Annotated in this window: 13 protein-coding genes; 4 read left to right on the top strand and 9 right to left on the bottom strand. The window is 56.8% G+C overall.

The genetic code is table 11. The features are described 5' to 3' along the window. Together HMPREF1144_RS21665 and fdnG are read right to left on the bottom strand one after the other, a co-directional pair. Positions 1-410: 4Fe-4S dicluster domain-containing protein (locus HMPREF1144_RS21665; protein WP_009653958.1), on the bottom strand; the 410-nt coding region annotated here is incomplete at its 3' end. A 12-nt stretch (positions 411-422) separates the two neighbouring features. Continuing rightward, positions 423-3,473 (bottom strand): formate dehydrogenase-N subunit alpha, encoded by a 3,051-nt coding sequence (gene fdnG / locus HMPREF1144_RS21670; RefSeq protein ID WP_071532301.1) that lies wholly within the window; start codon positions 3,471-3,473, stop codon positions 423-425. A 712-nt stretch (positions 3,474-4,185) separates the two neighbouring features. Here fdnG and HMPREF1144_RS21675 point away from each other — a divergent pair. From HMPREF1144_RS21675 to HMPREF1144_RS21685, 4 genes are all read left to right on the top strand, one after another. Then, positions 4,186-6,093 (top strand): sensor histidine kinase, encoded by a 1,908-nt coding sequence (locus tag HMPREF1144_RS21675; RefSeq protein WP_009653950.1) that lies wholly within the window; start codon positions 4,186-4,188, stop codon positions 6,091-6,093. Continuing rightward, on the top strand, positions 6,090-6,788 hold the full coding sequence (locus tag HMPREF1144_RS21680) for a response regulator transcription factor (protein ID WP_009654030.1): 699 nt from the start codon (positions 6,090-6,092) through the stop codon (positions 6,786-6,788). Before HMPREF1144_RS21675 ends, HMPREF1144_RS21680 begins: the two co-directional genes overlap by 4 nt. Positions 6,789-7,154: 366 nt before the next feature. Then, positions 7,155-7,295 (top strand): small membrane protein, encoded by a 141-nt coding sequence (locus HMPREF1144_RS33085; RefSeq protein WP_139158507.1) that lies wholly within the window; start codon positions 7,155-7,157, stop codon positions 7,293-7,295. A gap of 108 nt (positions 7,296-7,403) precedes the next feature. Continuing rightward, positions 7,404-8,021, top strand: a complete 618-nt coding sequence (locus HMPREF1144_RS21685; protein WP_004852507.1) for a helix-turn-helix transcriptional regulator — start codon at positions 7,404-7,406, stop codon at positions 8,019-8,021. Positions 8,022-8,317: 296 nt separating this feature from the next. On the opposite strand, the gene HMPREF1144_RS21690 is transcribed toward HMPREF1144_RS21685, so the two are convergent. The 7 genes from HMPREF1144_RS21690 to HMPREF1144_RS21720 form a co-directional block, all read right to left on the bottom strand. Continuing rightward, positions 8,318-9,592 carry a dicarboxylate/amino acid:cation symporter gene (locus HMPREF1144_RS21690; protein WP_009654031.1) on the bottom strand — a complete coding sequence of 425 codons (1,275 nt, stop codon included), beginning with the start codon at positions 9,590-9,592 and terminating at the stop codon, positions 8,318-8,320. 234 nt (positions 9,593-9,826) lie between these two features. Beyond that, a complete protein-coding gene (locus HMPREF1144_RS21695; protein ID WP_009653976.1) occupies positions 9,827-11,341 on the bottom strand; it encodes an ABC transporter substrate-binding protein in 1,515 nt (504 codons plus the stop codon). Beyond that, on the bottom strand, positions 11,322-12,356 hold the full coding sequence (locus HMPREF1144_RS21700; RefSeq protein WP_009653960.1) for an ABC transporter ATP-binding protein: 1,035 nt from the start codon (positions 12,354-12,356) through the stop codon (positions 11,322-11,324). The genes HMPREF1144_RS21695 and HMPREF1144_RS21700 overlap by 20 nt, the downstream gene beginning before the upstream one ends. Beyond that, positions 12,356-13,330, bottom strand: coding sequence for an ABC transporter ATP-binding protein (locus tag HMPREF1144_RS21705; protein ID WP_009654004.1), 975 nt, complete (start codon positions 13,328-13,330; stop codon positions 12,356-12,358). The genes HMPREF1144_RS21700 and HMPREF1144_RS21705 overlap by 1 nt, the downstream gene beginning before the upstream one ends. After that, positions 13,327-14,172 carry an ABC transporter permease gene (locus tag HMPREF1144_RS21710; protein ID WP_009653975.1) on the bottom strand — a complete coding sequence of 282 codons (846 nt, stop codon included), beginning with the start codon at positions 14,170-14,172 and terminating at the stop codon, positions 13,327-13,329. The genes HMPREF1144_RS21705 and HMPREF1144_RS21710 overlap by 4 nt, the downstream gene beginning before the upstream one ends. After that, complete coding sequence (locus HMPREF1144_RS21715) at positions 14,169-15,107, bottom strand: ABC transporter permease (protein ID WP_004852520.1); 939 nt, start codon at positions 15,105-15,107, stop codon at positions 14,169-14,171. Before HMPREF1144_RS21715 ends, HMPREF1144_RS21710 begins: the two co-directional genes overlap by 4 nt. Continuing rightward, a complete protein-coding gene (locus HMPREF1144_RS21720) occupies positions 15,107-16,006 on the bottom strand; it encodes a proline iminopeptidase-family hydrolase (protein ID WP_009653987.1) in 900 nt (299 codons plus the stop codon). Before HMPREF1144_RS21720 ends, HMPREF1144_RS21715 begins: the two co-directional genes overlap by 1 nt. Between the last annotated feature and the right edge of the window lie 111 nt (positions 16,007-16,117).

Here is a 16,117-nt window from a genome sequence, read left to right on the forward strand (position 1 = left end):
CCGCAGCCGATGCACTGCTCGGACTGGAAGTCGACGATGCCGTTGGCGTACTGAATGATCGCCCCTTCCGCCGGGCAGGCCTTCAGGCAACCCGGGTCGGCGCAGTGCATACAGCCATCCTTACGGATGAGCCACTCCAGTTTGTCGTTCTGCTCCACTTCCGAGAAGCGCATCACGGTCCAGGATTTGGCGGTCAGGTCGGCGGGGTTATCGTACACCCCGACGTTGTGACCGACTTCATCCCGGATGTCGTTCCACTCGGAACAGGCCACCTGGCAGGCTTTACAGCCGATACAGGTGGTGACGTCGATAAGCTTCGCCACCTCTTCCTGGTGGTCCCGCGCGCGGGGCGCGGGGGTGAAGCCGTTAGTCGCGGAACGACGGATAATGTCTTGCGATTGATAAGCCATAATTCGTCTCCGTTACGCCTTTTCCACGTTCACGAGGAAAGCTTTATATTCAGGCGTCTGCGAGTTCGCGTCCCCCACCGATGGCGTCAGCGTATTGGCCAGGAATCCTTTCCGCGTCGCCCCCTCAAAACCCCAGTGGCACGGAATACCGATGGTATTCACCGTACGGCCATCAATAGTCAGCGCCTGTATTCGCTTAGTCACTACCGCTTTGGCTTTAATAAACCCGCGCTTCGACATCACTTTTACCGTGTCCCCCGCGACGATGCCCTTTTCCTTCGCCAACGCCTCGCCAATTTCAACAAACTGCTCGGGCTGAACGATGGCGTTCAGCTGCGCATGCTTGGTCCAGTGACGGAACAGTTCTGTGATCGAGTAGGTTGTCGCCACGTAGGGGAACTCATCCGCCTTGCCCATATTCGCCAGGTCATCGTGAAAGATGCGCGCTACCGGGCTGGAGACCACTTTCGGGTGCAGCGGGTTAGTGCCAATCGGCGATTCGACAGGCTCATAGTGTTCCGGGAACGGGCCATCGTTTAGTTTGTCCAGCGAGAACAGGCGCGCCACGCCTTCCGGATTCATGATAAACGGCCCGACGTTGGTGCCCGGCGCCGCCTGGCTATAGTCGGCGACGTCCATACCGGTCCAGCGTTTGCCGTCCCAGTTCAGCAGCGAGCGCTGCGGATCCCAGGGTTTACCCGCCGGGTCCGCGGAGGCGCGGTTGTAGAGGATGCGGCGGTTCGCCGGCCAGGACCATGCCCAGCCGGGTGTACAGCCTAAACCATACGGGTCGCTATTATCGCGGTTCGCCATCTGATTGCCCTGCTCGGTCCAGCAGCCGCAATAAACCCAGCAGTAGCTGCTGGTTGAACCGTCATCTTTTAGCTGCGCGAAGCTGCTCAGCTGCTGGCCTTTTTTGATAACCACCCGGCCCTGCTCGTCAACGATATCGCGCAGCGCCTTGCCGTTGGCCTCCCTGGCGACCTCTTCCGGCTGCGGGTCGAGGGGATCGTGATAATCCCAGGACATATTCAGCACCGGCGCCGGGTTTGCGCCGCCCTCTTGCCGATACAGATCGCGCAGGCGCATAAACAGGCGACCGAGAATTTTGCCATCGTGGAGCGCTTCGCCCGGCGGTTCGGCCGCCGCCCAGTGCCACTGCAGCCAGCGGCCCGAATTAGCGATCGAACCGTTCTCTTCGGCGAAGCAGGAGGACGGCAGGCGGAAGACTTCGGTCTGGATATCTGCAGGACGCACGTCGTTCATTTCGCCGTGGTTCTGCCAGAAATTCGACGACTCGGTCACCAGCGGATCGATCACCACCAGATATTTAAGCTTCGCCAGCGCGCGGGCGGATTTGTTTTTATCCGGGAACGCCGCCAGCGGGTTAAATCCCTGCACCACGTAGCCGTTGATTTTGCCCTGGGCCATCAGCTCGGCCTGGGTCATGACATCGTATAAACGATCCCATTTCGGCAGCCAGTCATAGCCCCAGCTGTTTTCCGCGGTAGCGGCATCGCCCCAGAAGCTTTTCATCATGCTGACGAAAAACTTCGGCGTATTTTGCCAGTAATTCACTTCGTTCACGCCCAGCGCCGCGGGGGTGATTTGTGAAATATAGCTCTGATAATCAACCTGTTTTTCCGACGGTAGCGGCATATATCCCGGCAGATTGGTCGAAAGCAGTCCCAGGTCGGTATAGCCCTGAATATTGGAGTGCCCGCGCAGCGCGTTAACGCCGCCGCCTGCCATGCCGATATTGCCCAACAGCAGCTGTAGCATCGCGGCCGCGCGGATAGTTTGCGCTCCGGTGGTGTGATGGGTCCAACCGAGGGCATACAGGATTGTCGCGGTTCGATTCGCAGCGCTGGTGCTGGCTAACAGTTCGCAAATGCGCTGAAAATCGTGTAAAGAGGTGCCGCACAGGCGGTTGACAAGTTCCGGCGTATAGCGCTCAACGTGCTGTTTCAATAGATTCCAGACGCAGCGCGGATGGTTCCACGTATCATCGCGCCTGGCGTAGCCGTTAGCGTCGAGTTCATAGTTCCAGCTGACTTTATCGTACTGACGCTTCTGCGGATCAAAGCCGCTAAACAGCCCCTCGTCGAAATCATAATCTTCCCGCACGATCATGCTGGCGTTGGTGTAGTGACGCACGTACTCATGCTGTATCCGATCGTGTTCGATCAGATAGCGGATCGCGCCGAGCAGGAAAGCGCTGTCGGAGCCGGCGCGAATGGGCGCGTACAGGTCAGCCACCGCCGCGCTGCGGTTAAAGCGCGGATCAACGACGATAACGGTCGCATTATTTTTAATTTTGGCTTCGATAACCCATTTGAACCCTACCGGATGCGCTTCCGCCGCGTTGCCGCCCATAATCAGCACCACATTGGCGTTTTTAATATCCACCCAGTTGTTGGTCATCGCCCCACGACCAAAGGTTGGCGCCAGCGCCGATACCGTCGGGCCGTGGCAAAGGCGCGCCTGGCAGTCAATCGATACCATCCCCAGCGCGCGGGTAAATTTACCGTCAAGGATCCCGGTTTCATTACTCGCCGCCGAAGAGCACAGCATGCTGGTTGAGGTCCAGCGGTTGACGGTGACGCCCTGGGCATTCTTTTCGATAAAGTTGGCGTCGCGGTCATCTTTCATCAATCGCGCGATACGATCGATGGCCTCATCCCAGCTTATACGCGTCCACTTATCCGAGCCCGGCGCGCGGTACTCCGGATAGCGTAATCGGTTATCGCTGTGAATATAGTCCAGTACGCCTGCGCCTTTTGGGCACAGCGACCCGCGGCTCACGGGATGATCGGGGTCGCCTTCGACGTGATAAATGCGTTCACGCACGTTTTTGGCGTTATCTCCGAAGCTGTACATGAGGATCCCGCAGCCGACTGAACAGTAGGTGCAGTTATTACGGGTTTCTTTAGCTTTTAAGAGTTTATATTGACGCGTCTCTGCGTGAGCGGAAAACGAGGGAAGAAAACCAAGCGATGCTACGGTCGTCCCTGCCATACCACCCGCGCAGATGCGAAAGAACTGCCTGCGACTGAGCTCCATTGTGCCTCCAGCTTAAACTTAAGACAGGAAAAGGGACAATGATTATACGGGTATTTTTGACTTTTGCATCTGCTGTTAACATTTACGACAAATAATAAACAATCAATCCTTTTTATTTCAATTAGTTAAAATCAATCGCTTTAAAACAGCGGCCAGGAATGTTAACACCATGCTAATCATTGTTATCCCCTGTCGTCAGCAATCCTTCGAACCGTACCTAACCTCATTCGACGATGCGGGCAATGCGCCGCCTTTATCCGGCCATCAATAACAACGGTATTAACGTTTAATATAACTATCTGGTTTTATATGCGCTGCTTAAATAATTTATTGTCAATTTTTATATAACTATCACGTGAATTCATGGCATAACATCATAAAACCGTATGTCGCGACTGAACTTTCCGCTTGCTTATTATCCAACTCCCCCATACGTTAACTTTTATTAAGAATTTTCTTACAGCAGGTCTGGCCAGTTCTCCGGCATGTAGATAACGCTGGAATAATATCTTCGGCACCAGCAGAATGCTGCGTTGTCCAGCCCTACACGTATATTTGCCGAATGGCGGAGGGTTATCTGTGCCAGTAGCAGAGTCCCTGTTCATTTTTACCGTACTGATTTATTAATCCATGCCATAAGGGGGCGTGATTGTATCGTTTGTGCGCTTTTTTTGATCTTATTCGCAGGAGCCACAGCGCGTATTTCTGGGCAATGTGCGGCATCATCATTTCCCTGCTGTGGTGGGCGCCGGCCCGCGCGGAGGTCCGCCAGCTGGGTATCGATATCCCGGTCTACTGGTACGCCGACGCCAGCGATACGATGCCCCTCGACGCCTTTCTTTCGCTCCCTGAAGAGGGGCTAAAAACGGCGCCGCTTATCCCGTCGTTCGGCTATTCGTCAAAGACCTATTGGCTACGCACTTCGCTCCCGGCGGCCTTATTTGCTGGCGAACAGCGCTGGCTGCAGCTCGGTCCGTCGTTTGTCGATCGTTTGACCGTGTTTTATCGCCCCTACGGCAGCGACAGTCCGTGGCGACAGAAAGAGTTTGGCGACCATGCGTCTGCCAGGGATAACGATCTCGACTACCGCGAAAGCGTGCTGATTCTACCGCCCCCGCCCACGGCGGCTGGCTACGAGATGGTATTCCGTCTCCAGAGCAGCAGCACCCTGATTCTGCTGGCGACGCTCTCCTCCCCGCAGGAGTTCGTGCGTTCGGCCACCCTGGATACCGCTTTCTGGAGCTTCTATTTTGGCCTGGCGGTGATTGCCAGCGGCATCGCCCTGTGGCTTGCCGTCGCGCTGCGTCGGCGCCTGCTGTGGGGGATCTGCCTGTTCTCGCTAAACTATCCGCTCGTCGCGGCCCTGCATGGCTACCCGGAGTGGTTATTTGGCAGCGCCCTGCTGCCGGTTCAGGATTACATGATCAGCTGCCTGTCGCTGGTGAGCTACGCCACCGCGCTGTGGCTACATAGCGAAGTTTTCGATCTCAAGAAAAATATGCCGCGGCTGCATCAACTGCTGCTGGCGGCGATCGGTTTAAACATCGTTCTGCAAATCAGTATTCCGCTGGGCTTTTACGGCCTGGCGATGCAGATTGAAGCCGGGATATTTTTTATCGCCGCCCCTATTCTGTTGATCACGTCATGGATGCTGTGGCGGCGCAAAGCGGTTGATATCAACACCCTGCTGCTGGGGCTGCTGCCGCCGGTATACGTCGTCTCCGCCGGGCTGGCGCTGCTCTCTATCCACGGCGTCATTCCGTTTCATAACATGGTTTATTCCACCTGGCAGTATGCGCTGATTATTCATATCGTCACCGTCCTGATCATTGCCGTACTGCGGGTGCGGGCGGAAAACCGTACCCTGGTGCGCAAGCAGCAGCTGGCGCGAGAGCTACAGATTGAACGCGAGGCCAGCTTCCACCAGCGCCAGTTTATGGGAATGGTGGCGCATGAGTTCAGAACGCCGCTGGCGATCCTCCAGGCCGCGCTGGAAAACCTGCGCCTGTGCCCCTCAACGGTGACGCAGAGCTCGCGCCTCGACCGCATGCAGCGGGCGACAACCCGTCTGGTACAGCTTACCGATAATTGCCTGGCCGACGCCCGCCTCTCCTCCCGAGACCTGCACGCCGACAAGCAGGAAGCCGAACTGCTGCCGGTCATCCATATGGCCGCGACGGTCGTGGATCTTTCGCTTAATCATTATTTGAATGTCACCCTTGAGGGGCAAACTGTGGGTCCGGACACCCCTTCGCCGGTGCTGTTTATTGATAGCGGGCTGCTGTGTATCGCTATCGCCAACCTGCTCGATAACGCGGTTAAATATGCCGCAGCCGGGGAGATAAGAGTCGAGATTTATCAGCAGGAAAAGCACGTGGAATTACGCATTGGCGATCGCGGTCCCGGCATCCCGCCGGAACAGGTCGAGCATATCTACGAGCGCTATCGGCGCGGCGAAACGCACACCGCAACGCCGGCCGGGACCGGTCTTGGGCTGTATGTCGCCCGACAAATCATCCAGGCTCACGGCGGGGACCTGTGGCTGGCAGAAAATAGCTCAGCCGGATGCGAATTTGCGCTCACGCTCCCGCTGACGGGACAGCAGAAGGACAAACCATGACATTACGCGTAGCTATCATCGAAGATAGCGCAGATCTACTCGACGAGCTGCTGGCTTTTCTGCGCCATCGCGGCTTCGATGCCTGGGCCGTGGGCAGCGCCGAAGCCTTCTGGCGGCAGCTGCATCGCGATCCGGTTGATATCGTGCTGATCGATATTGGCCTGCCGGGCGAAGATGGATTGAGCGTGCTGGATTATCTGCACGAGATTGGCCAGTTCGGCCTGGTCGTCATTACCGCCAGAGGACATGAGCAGGATCGGCTCCAGGCCTTAAACGCCGGCGCCGATCTCTATCTCATCAAGCCGGTCAACTTTTCCGACCTCGCGGAGAGCATCCAGGCGCTGGGCTCCCGGCTTCGCCAGCAACAACCGGCGGAACGCGTCAATCCGCCGCTATCAGCAGAGCGGCCAGCGCCGTCTCACTGGGTACTCCAGAGCGAGCACCTTGTGGCGCCGTCTGGGCTGGCCCTGCCGCTCACGCAGCAAGAGTACCGGCTGCTGGAAGTGTTAATGCGTAACCGCAATGAGGTCTGCAGCAAGGTTGACCTGCATACCTCTCTGTTTACCGATGAAGGCGAACCGGAACTGCATCGAATCGACGTCGTGATCAGCCGCCTGCGCCACAAGGCCCGCCTTCACGGTATCACCCTGCCGATTCGCGCGATTTTTGGCAAAGGGCTGGCGTTTCTGTCCTGACCTTTCCCCAGCCGGCAGCGGCAGCGCTGCCGGTCAGTATTCCGCCATCCGCGCGGCGTCATTGCGAATATGTTTTCAGTTTCGCTCCTCTTGTTAATTTTTTTCAGTTTTTGAGAGGAATGAGAGAAATGAGACTGACAGCACATTAAGAATTTTCTTACATTGAAATGGCGTCGTGAGCGTTTCGACACAAAGCGGCCTGAGCTAACAGGTTGTTGCTGTATTCAGCACGAGCCGAATGCAGGCCGCTTGTCAGGCGCATTTCGTCCGCATATCGCGAGCACGGTTTAACAAAGAGTATAAAAATATTCACGTGCCTGCGAGATACATTTTTAACACCAAAAATCAAGATAAAGGATCTCTATTATGGCCATGCAAACATGGTTAGCCTTATTGCTGTGCGTATTTTGCCTTTGCGTTTCTGTTTATAGTCTTGTGTCGTATATCCGCGACAGGCGAAAACAGAAATTTCCGTTTTCAGCAAAGAACTCTACGCGCAGAAAATAACTAAAGCCACATTAATAATAACCAAATCTGTATAGCAACAATCACCGCATACGCCCGGAGGATTGATCACAACATGGCGTTATGTTGATTTATCAGGGAAATAACGCCATGAAAAAAATAAACATCGCCATCAACACCAGGAATACCTTTCTGCGAGAATCGTTGGTTGCCATAGTCAATGAGCTCATCAGCCGCAGCGGTAACCTTAAAGCCGCTTTTTCTTATAAGCATAATGATTTTTTAGATAAGGATATCATCATCGCTGAAGTTCTTCCCGGCGAGATCTACCTGTGCAATACCAGTATAAAGAACCGTAAAAAAAACAGTTCGGTGATTATATTGCACAGCTATGACAAACTTCCGGAAAAGGAGCTGATCGTCAACTGCCTTAAGGGCGTTATCTTTGTCTCAATCAAAGCTGTTAATATCGATAAGATGTTTGAAATCATTGGCCACGAGCTGAAAAAAAATGAACTTCTTCCTCTGACGCAGGGGATCGACTCGCCGCTAATTTGCACGAACTGCCCGCATAAGATGTTGTCCAAATCTCAGGTGGCCGTCGCCACCGGCATTATTCATGGCTTTGATATCGGTAAAATTTCTGCTCTCAACAAAGTCACCCCTAAAACCATCACCTGGCACAAAAGCAAAATTATGGAAAAATACAGCCTTAATAACAATTATGACTTTTTCCAGTTTATTAACTTATTAAAAGAGCGCTGGTAAACGCGCGCACGCGCCATCAACGATCGCATTATGTACCGTAAAATTAAGAATTTGCTGGCTTGCGAGGAACGAGATTCCGAAAAAGATCGGTAAAATGAAAAACATCTACTCAGGCGTTACGGGCAGCGGGTAACATGACCCGGTTCCCTGGTATGAAAATACCGGAGCGTATTTTTATACAATAAAAAATGCCTCTACCAGGGAATCTGTTACTTCGTCACATTGCCCCTGGCGTGCCTGTCAGGGGCCTCTTTTTCTGCGCAAAAAGCGACCCCGTCAGAGAGGCCGCGCGACGATCAGGCTTGCGCCTGCTGAGGCGCGACTTCAGCCTCCGGTACCTCATTCTGCGACAGACCTTCATTTTTTGACAGCATCGCCGTCGCAATCCCGTTACCCAGCACGTTAATCGCTGAGCGCCCCATATCGAGGAAATGGTCAATGCCCATCAGCAGCAAAATACCCGCCACCGGAATATTGAAGCTCGGGATGGTCGCCGCCAGCACCACCAGCGCCGAACGCGGTACCCCGGCAATGCCTTTCGAGGCCAGCATCAGCGTCAGCATCATCACGGTAATTTCGCTAAAGCTCAGCTGAATATTGTAAGCCTGGGCGATAAACATGGCGGCAAAAGAGCAGTACACCATTGAGCCGACCAGGTTAAAGGAGTAGCCAATTGGCAGCACAAACGACGCGATATTACGCGAGCAGCCAAATTCCACCAGACGCTCCAGAGTCTTCGGATAGGCCGTCTCGGAACTGCTGGTGGTGAACGCCACCAGCACCGGATCTTTGAGCATGTTCAGCAGGCGAAAAACCTCTTTTTTTAGCACCATATACCCCACCGCCAGCAGCACCGCGCTGGTCAGCAGAATCGCGACATAGTATCCGCCGATAAACGAGGCGTAATTAAGCAGGATCCCCAGCCCCTGGGAGGCGATAACCGAAGAGATCGCGGCGAAAATCGCCAGCGGCGCAACGTACATCACGTACCCGGTCACCTTCAGCATAATATGGGAAACCACGTTCAGCGCCGCCACCAGCGGGGCGTTGAATTTCTCCCCCAGCGATGCCCCGGCAATACCGAAGAACATCGAGAAGACCACGATTTGCAGAATCTCGTTGTTGGACATCGCCTCGGTAATGCTGGTGGGGATGGTATGGGTCAGAAAGCCTTTCAGGCTCATCCCGCTCACCGCCAGCCCGGTATCCACGGACTCTTTCGGGATCGCCAGGTTCAAACCGGCGCCAGGATGCTCGAGGGTAACAATCACCAGCCCGACCAGAATGGAGAGAATGGACGAGGTAATAAACCACACCATGGCTTTACCGCCGACCCGCCCAATGGTCGCCGTTTCGCCCAGCCGCATAATACCCACCGTCAGGGTACTGAACACCAACGGCGCAATGACCATCTTAATCAGGCGCAGAAACACGTCGGTAAGCAGCGTAATGTTTTCCGACCATGCGGTAATGGTCGTTTGCCCGGCGTAAGCGTGGATGGCCGCGCCGGAGAGGATCCCCAACAGCATGAAGATGACGATGAACAGCGTGAGTTTGTTTGCACTTGCCACAAAAATTAACCCCTGATTTATTTAACGTGTTGTTTTTTAATGTATATATGTTTTATTTATTGGAATACATTAAACATTCACCACATAAATTGAATAAAAGCAGGCGGGGTTACAACTCTTTTTTAGTTTTTATAGTAAAAGTTAATGTGCTGGTTGATATGCATCAAACCGTGTCGCGCCGCCGGTAAGATGAAAAAGGCGCCGGCGTCAGAGAACAACCGGCGCAAAGAGGCATTAGCGTTTTACGGTATCCTCCAGGAAGAAACGTCCCAGCGGATTCTGATAAAAACCGTCGATATTTTTGCGGCTGACGTTGCGGTACGGGCTGTAATACAGATCGACCCAGTTCACATCGGCCTTGGCCATTTTTTGCAGGTCGATATACATCTGCTCGCGCTTTTTACCGTCCATTTCAACGCGCGCGGCGGCCACCAGCGCTTTAACCTGGTCGTTATGATAGCGGGTCATATAGTTCATATTGGCATCGTGACCGAGCACGAAGGTGGTTTTCTGATCGGGGTCGAGAATATCGTTGGTCCAGTACATCACCGAGATATCGTACTCCCCGGCCACCAGCATATCCCAGCTCTGGCTCGGGTCGACTTTTTGCAAATTCACCGTCACCCCGGCTTTCGCCAGCTGCTGTTGCAGCAAAATGGCAATCTGCTCATCGACTTCATCCCCGGCGTTGACCACGTAGTTCAGCTTCAGATCGGCAGCGCCCGCCGCTTTCAGCATCGCTTTGGCCTTTTGCGGATCGTACGGCCGGCGAAGATTATCCTGATAGTGGTAAAGCGCTCCGGCGGGAATATAGGAGTTGGCCACCTGGCCGTAGCCAAAGGTCACGGTCTTCACGATCGCGTCTTTATCAATCGCGAAGTCCAGCGCCTGGCGCACCTCTACCTTGCCCAGCGCGCCGTGAGAATGGTTGATCAGCAGATGGTCCTCGCGAGTAGAAGGATCCAGCTCCACCTTCAGATTGGCATCCTTTTGTAACGATGCAATACGCGAGAAAGGCACGGTCAGCGCGGCGTCAAGTTCGCCGGCCTGCACTTTCAGCATGCGGGTATTGTCGTCCGGAATGGTTAACCACTCCACGCCATCGAGGCTGACGTTTTTCGCCTGCCAGAAGTTCGGGTTCTTCACCAGCACGATCTTTTCTCCGCGCAGCCACTCTTTCACGCTAAACGCGCCGGAGCCCACGGGCTTTTCGGCAAACGCCTCTTCGCCTTCCGCTTTCATCGCCTTCTGCGAAATCACCGAGGCGTTCGGCAGGGCCAGCTGCGACAAGAACGGCGCTGAAGGCGATTTCAGCGTCACCACCAGCGTGCGCGGGTCCGGGGCTTCCGCTTTGGCAATAATGCTATAGGAGTCGCGCCACAGCGAGCCTTCATCATCGCGGATACGAATCAGGCTAAACGCCGCATCGCTGGCGGTTAGCGGTGTGCCGTCAGAGAAGGTCGTGTCGCGAATTTTAAAAGTGTAGACCTTGCCATCCGGAGAAATCGTCCAGCTTTCAGCCACGCCCGGCTCCAGCTTCGTCCCGCTTTTATCCACCCGCACCAGCGGGTCAAAGACGTTGGAAAAGACCCAGTTATCCGCATTTTGCGCCGATTTTATCGGGTCAAACGTGGTGCTGTCCTCCCGGCGGCCAATGGTCAATACCCCCGCCGCCTGGGCCATTTCGCTCACCGCGCTGAGCGCCAGAAAAACGCTCGCCGCCAGTAACTTAATCTGCCTGTGCTTCATCAAAAGATCCCCCAGTTAAAGGAAAAACGGTCTCATCACCCGCGAGGTTGAGCACGCAGGCATAAGCGCGATCGGCAATCTGCCGGGTTGGTGGTGGTGCGCCGGTGCGGCACTGCACCTGCGCATAAGGGCAGCGCGGATGAAATGCACAACCTTGTGGAACGGCTACGGGACTGGGCGGCTCGCCCCCCAGCAAATTTTTCGGCAGCGGTTTATCCGGGTCGATTTCCGGGATCGCCGAGACCAGCGCGGCGGTATAGGGATGCAGCGGTCGAGTGAAGACCGCTTCTGCCGGTCCCTCTTCCACAATTCTCCCGAGATACATCACCGCAACGCGATCGCAGAGCCGCCGCACAATCGCCAGATCGTGGGCGATAAACAGAATCGCCAGCCCCATCTTTTCCCGCAGATCCATCAGCAGGTTGACGATCTGTCCCTGAATAGAGACGTCCAGCGCCGCGACGCACTCATCGGCCACGATCAGCCGCGGCTCCATGGCCAGCGCTCTGGCAATACCGACGCGCTGGCACTGGCCGCCGCTAAGCTGAGCCGGTTTCGCGCTGGCCTGCTGCGGACGCAGGCCGACCAGGGTGAGCAGTTCCGCAACCCGCAGCGCTTCCTGCCCGCGCGGGACTTTCTGATGCACGCGCAGCACCTCGGAGATGCTTTCTCCTACGGTCTGCCGGGGATTCAACGAGGCATAGGGATCCTGGAAAATCATCGCGCTTTGCTGGCGCAGACGGGCGATATCGCTGGTTAAGCCATGGGTAATGCGCTGTCCGGCGAACCGCACCTCGCCATCGGCAACCCGTTCAAGCTGTAACAGCGCTCGGCCAAGCGTGCTCTTACCGCTGCCGGATTCGCCGACCAGACCGAGCGTTTCGCCGGGAAAGATCTGCATCGTGACCTGGTTCACCGCGTGCACCACCCGCTTCGGCTGCCAAAGACCGCCCGATACCGGGAAGGTGACGCAAAGATTATCGGCCTCAAGCAGCGGCCAGCGAGCGTTAACCATTATCCCTCCTGCCGTGCTGGCAAAATGTGATGGCAGGCCACCGCATGGCTATGGCAACCCTGCCCGTAACGCAGCAATGGCTGGCTCTGACACGCCTCATCGGCGCGGCGGCAGCGCGGGTGAAAGCGACACCCTGATGGGAAGTGGTCGGCGCTGGGCGGCTGGCCGTCGATGATCGTCAACCTCCCCTGCCCGCCTTCGCTCGCCGGCTGACAATCAATGAGCCCGCGGGTATAGGGATGCAGGGGCCCGCCAAGCACTTCACGTTTGCCGCCCACTTCGCACAGCCTGCCGCCGTACATCACCGCAATCCGGTCGCAGGTTTGCGCCACCACTCCGAGATCGTGGGTGATCATAATGACCGCCAGCCCCAGCTCGGCGCGCAGATCGCTGAGCAGGCGCAGAATCTGCATCTGCACGGTGACATCCAGCGCGGTGGTCGGTTCGTCGGCAATCAGCAGCCGCGGTTCCGGCGCGAGGGCAACGGCGATCATCGCCCGCTGGCGCATGCCGCCGGAAAATTCGTGCGGATAGTTATTGAGCCGATTCTGCGGGTCCGGGATACCGACCTGGCGCAGCAAGGCCAGCGCATCCTCCCGCGCCTGACGGCGGTTTGCCGCAAAGTGAAGGCGGCGGCTTTCTGCAATCTGTTCTCCAATGGTCATCACCGGATTGAGATGGCTGGTCGGGTTCTGGAAAATCATGCCGATTTCCCGGCCGCGCACCGCCGACATTTGCCCTTCGCTGAGGGACAAGATATCCCGGCCATCCAGCAGAACCTCACCGCCGGTAATCCGCAGTCCGGCCCCCGGCAGCAGGCGCATCAGCGCCCGGCAGGTCACGGTTTTTCCCGACCCGCTTTCGCCAACCAGCCCCAGCATCTCCCCGGCTTCAAGCGTTAACGAGACGTTATCCACCAGCGCGACATCCTCGCCGCGCATGACCGTCAGCTGATTTACCTTCAGCAAGCTCATACGCGTTCCCCTAGCTTATCGCCCAGCCCATCGGCCAGCAGGCTGAAGCCCATCGCCAGCAGCACGATGGCAAGCCCCGGGAAGGTGGTTATCCACCATGCGGTGGTGATAAAACTCTGCCCTTCGGCCACCATAATCCCCCATTCGGCGGTAGGAGGCTGCACGCCGAGCCCGAGATAGCTCACCGAGGCCCCGTTCAGCAGCACCAGAACGCAGTCGGACATCGAAAAAATGATGGCTCCGGTTAGCGCATTGGGCAGCAGATGGCGGAACAAAATCCGCAGATGGCCGTAGCCCAGACTGCGGGCCGCCAGAATAAAATCGCGCTGTTTCAGCGTCAGTACCTGAGCGCGTACCAGCCGGGCGTAGGAGACCCAGCCCACCATCGCCATCGCCATATAAAAGCTGCTCAGCCCCGGCCCGAGGATGGCGATAATCGCCAGCATCAGCACCAGAAACGGAAAGGCCAGTACGATATCAATAACCCGCATCACCAGCGCGTCGGCCACGCCGCCGAGATAGCCCGCCAGCGCCCCCAGGGTGGTGCCGAGCATAAAGGGGAACAGGACCCCCAGCAGGCAGATTTGCAGATCGACCCGCGCTCCCCACAGCACGCGGGAAAAGACGTCGCGGCCAAAGTTGTCGGTACCGAAGAGATGCGCGCCGCCCGGCGGCAGCAGGCTGGAAGAAGCGTCCTGGGCAAACGGATCGAACGGCGCTATCCACGGCGCCAGACAGGCGACCACTAGCCATAGTCCGACTATCGCCAGCCCGGCGAAGAGCGCCTGCTGACGCGGGATCGCCCGCTGACGCAGGCGGGAAAAGGTCGCTATCGCCTTCATAGTTTTATCCTCGGGTCGAGGGCCACGGTCAGAATATCCGCCAGCAGGCTGACCGCCACGGTGGCAAGGGCAAAGACCATCACCACGCCCTGCACCACCATGTAGTCGCGGCTAAAAATCGCCTTAACCAGCAGCTGTCCGAGGCCGGGGATGGCAAACACGCTTTCAATCACCACCGTACTACCTATAAGCCAGCCAATATTCACCGCCAGCAGATTGATGGTCGGCACCAGCGAGTTAGGCAGCACGTGCCGCCAGAAGATACGTCTTTCCTGCTGCCCGCGCGCCCGGGCCGCCACCACATAGTCGCTATTCATCTCCATCAGCAGGCTGGCGCGCAGGTTGCGAATCAATACCGCCGACAGCGCCAGCGCCACGGTCAGGCACGGCAGAACCATATGGTGCAGCTGGTCTAAAAAATCGCTGCCGTAGCCGGAGACCGGAAACCAGCCGAGCACGATACTGAACAGCAGAATCAGCATGATGCCGAGCCAGAACGCCGGGAATCCGAGCCCGGCGGTCGTAAACAGACGAATCAACCGATCGGCGAGGCGTCCGCGCTGGCGTGCGGCTATCGCCGCCAGCGGCACCGTTAACGCTACCGCCAGCAGAACGCTGCCGAGCACCAGCCACAGCGTCGGTTCCAGCCGCGAGGCAATCAGCTTCAGGGTATCCACCCGGTATACAATTGACTTCCCCAGCTCGCCCTGCAGCAGGTTGCGCAGAAAATAGCCGTACTGAACCCACAGCGGTTCATCGAGGGCAAACTGCGCGCGGATGCGGGCCAGCGCTGCCGGCGTGCTGCGCACTCCCAGTAGAATACGCGCCGGATCGCCGGGGATCGCGCGCACCATCATGAAGGTGATCAGGCTGATACCCAGCAGAACCGGCAGCAGCTGTAGCGGGCGAAAAAGCAGAAAGCGGTAACGATGCATTAACAGCCTCCCGCGTCGCGCTGGCGCGCCAGAAAATCGAGTAGCACCGGGTAGTAAGCCTGCGGCTCTTCGTAAAACGGCATGTGGCTGCTGTTGGCAAAAATGGCTATTTCAGCGTTCGCCAGCCCCTGCTTCATTTTCAGGGCGCAGGCGGGCGTCAGTTCATCGTGCTGGCCGCTGGTGATCAAACAGGGCACGCGAATTGACGCCAGCTCAGCGCTGCGGTTCCAGTTTTTTAAATTACCGCTATAGAGGAATTCGTTCGGTCCCTGCATGGTGATATACGGGCCCATATTCCAGTCCCCAAGCGAGCGGGTAACCGGTTCTGGCCAGACGTCAAGACGGCACACGTGGCGGTAATTCAGCAGCGTAATCGCCGCCTGATAGGCCGGATGGTCTAGCCAGCCGAGCGCTTCGTAGCGCTGCATCATCGCGACGGTTTCTGGCCCCAGCGCCCCGCGCAGACGGTTCAGCTCCTGCACCAGATGCGGCATATCGGCGACGGTATTTTCCAGAATCAGCGAGCGAATTGCGCCAGGATGGTGCAATGCCACTTCAATCGCCAGCCATCCGCCCCACGAGTGACCAAGCAGATGCACCTGACCAAGGCCCAAAGTCCGGCGGACGGTCTCCACTTCACGCACATAGCGCGCCATCGTCCACAGGCTGGCGTCATCCGGCCGGTCGGACTTTCCGGTCCCCAACTGGTCAAAGGCGATCACCCGATAGCCGTGCTGTTTCAGGCAGGCGTGGGCTTCGCGCAGATAGTCGCAGGGCAGCCCCGGTCCGCCGTTGAGGCAGAGAACGGTCTCATCGCCGTCGCCAAACTGATAGGCCACGACGTTATAGCCTTCCACCGCAATGTTATGGCACCGATCGGGCGCTATTTCGCTCCACATGGTCTATTCCTCATCGTCGATGGTAAGCGGGTTGGGTCTGTCTTAACGCTAACGGCAACCCCGGACGCTGAACAGTTAGCAAAAATACTAGTTTTGCGCCGCGCCGGGACG

The organism is Klebsiella sp. OBRC7, assembly GCF_000293135.1.
Taxonomy (GTDB): domain Bacteria; phylum Pseudomonadota; class Gammaproteobacteria; order Enterobacterales; family Enterobacteriaceae; genus Klebsiella; species Klebsiella michiganensis.

Excerpts from the sequence above, each read along its gene's own strand:
- fdnG (WP_071532301.1), bottom strand. The coding sequence starts at position 3,473 with ATGGAGCTCAGTCGCAGGCAGTTCTTTCGCATCTGCGCGGGTGGTATG.
- HMPREF1144_RS21675 (WP_009653950.1), top strand. The coding sequence starts at position 4,186 with ATGTGCGGCATCATCATTTCCCTGCTGTGGTGGGCGCCGGCCCGCGCG.
- HMPREF1144_RS21680 (WP_009654030.1), top strand. The coding sequence starts at position 6,090 with ATGACATTACGCGTAGCTATCATCGAAGATAGCGCAGATCTACTCGAC.
- HMPREF1144_RS33085 (WP_139158507.1), top strand. The coding sequence starts at position 7,155 with ATGGCCATGCAAACATGGTTAGCCTTATTGCTGTGCGTATTTTGCCTT.
- HMPREF1144_RS21685 (WP_004852507.1), top strand. The coding sequence starts at position 7,404 with ATGAAAAAAATAAACATCGCCATCAACACCAGGAATACCTTTCTGCGA.
- HMPREF1144_RS21695 (WP_009653976.1), bottom strand. The coding sequence starts at position 11,341 with ATGAAGCACAGGCAGATTAAGTTACTGGCGGCGAGCGTTTTTCTGGCG.
- HMPREF1144_RS21700 (WP_009653960.1), bottom strand. The coding sequence starts at position 12,356 with ATGGTTAACGCTCGCTGGCCGCTGCTTGAGGCCGATAATCTTTGCGTC.
- HMPREF1144_RS21705 (WP_009654004.1), bottom strand. The coding sequence starts at position 13,330 with ATGAGCTTGCTGAAGGTAAATCAGCTGACGGTCATGCGCGGCGAGGAT.
- HMPREF1144_RS21710 (WP_009653975.1), bottom strand. The coding sequence starts at position 14,172 with ATGAAGGCGATAGCGACCTTTTCCCGCCTGCGTCAGCGGGCGATCCCG.
- HMPREF1144_RS21715 (WP_004852520.1), bottom strand. The coding sequence starts at position 15,107 with ATGCATCGTTACCGCTTTCTGCTTTTTCGCCCGCTACAGCTGCTGCCG.
- HMPREF1144_RS21720 (WP_009653987.1), bottom strand. The coding sequence starts at position 16,006 with ATGTGGAGCGAAATAGCGCCCGATCGGTGCCATAACATTGCGGTGGAA.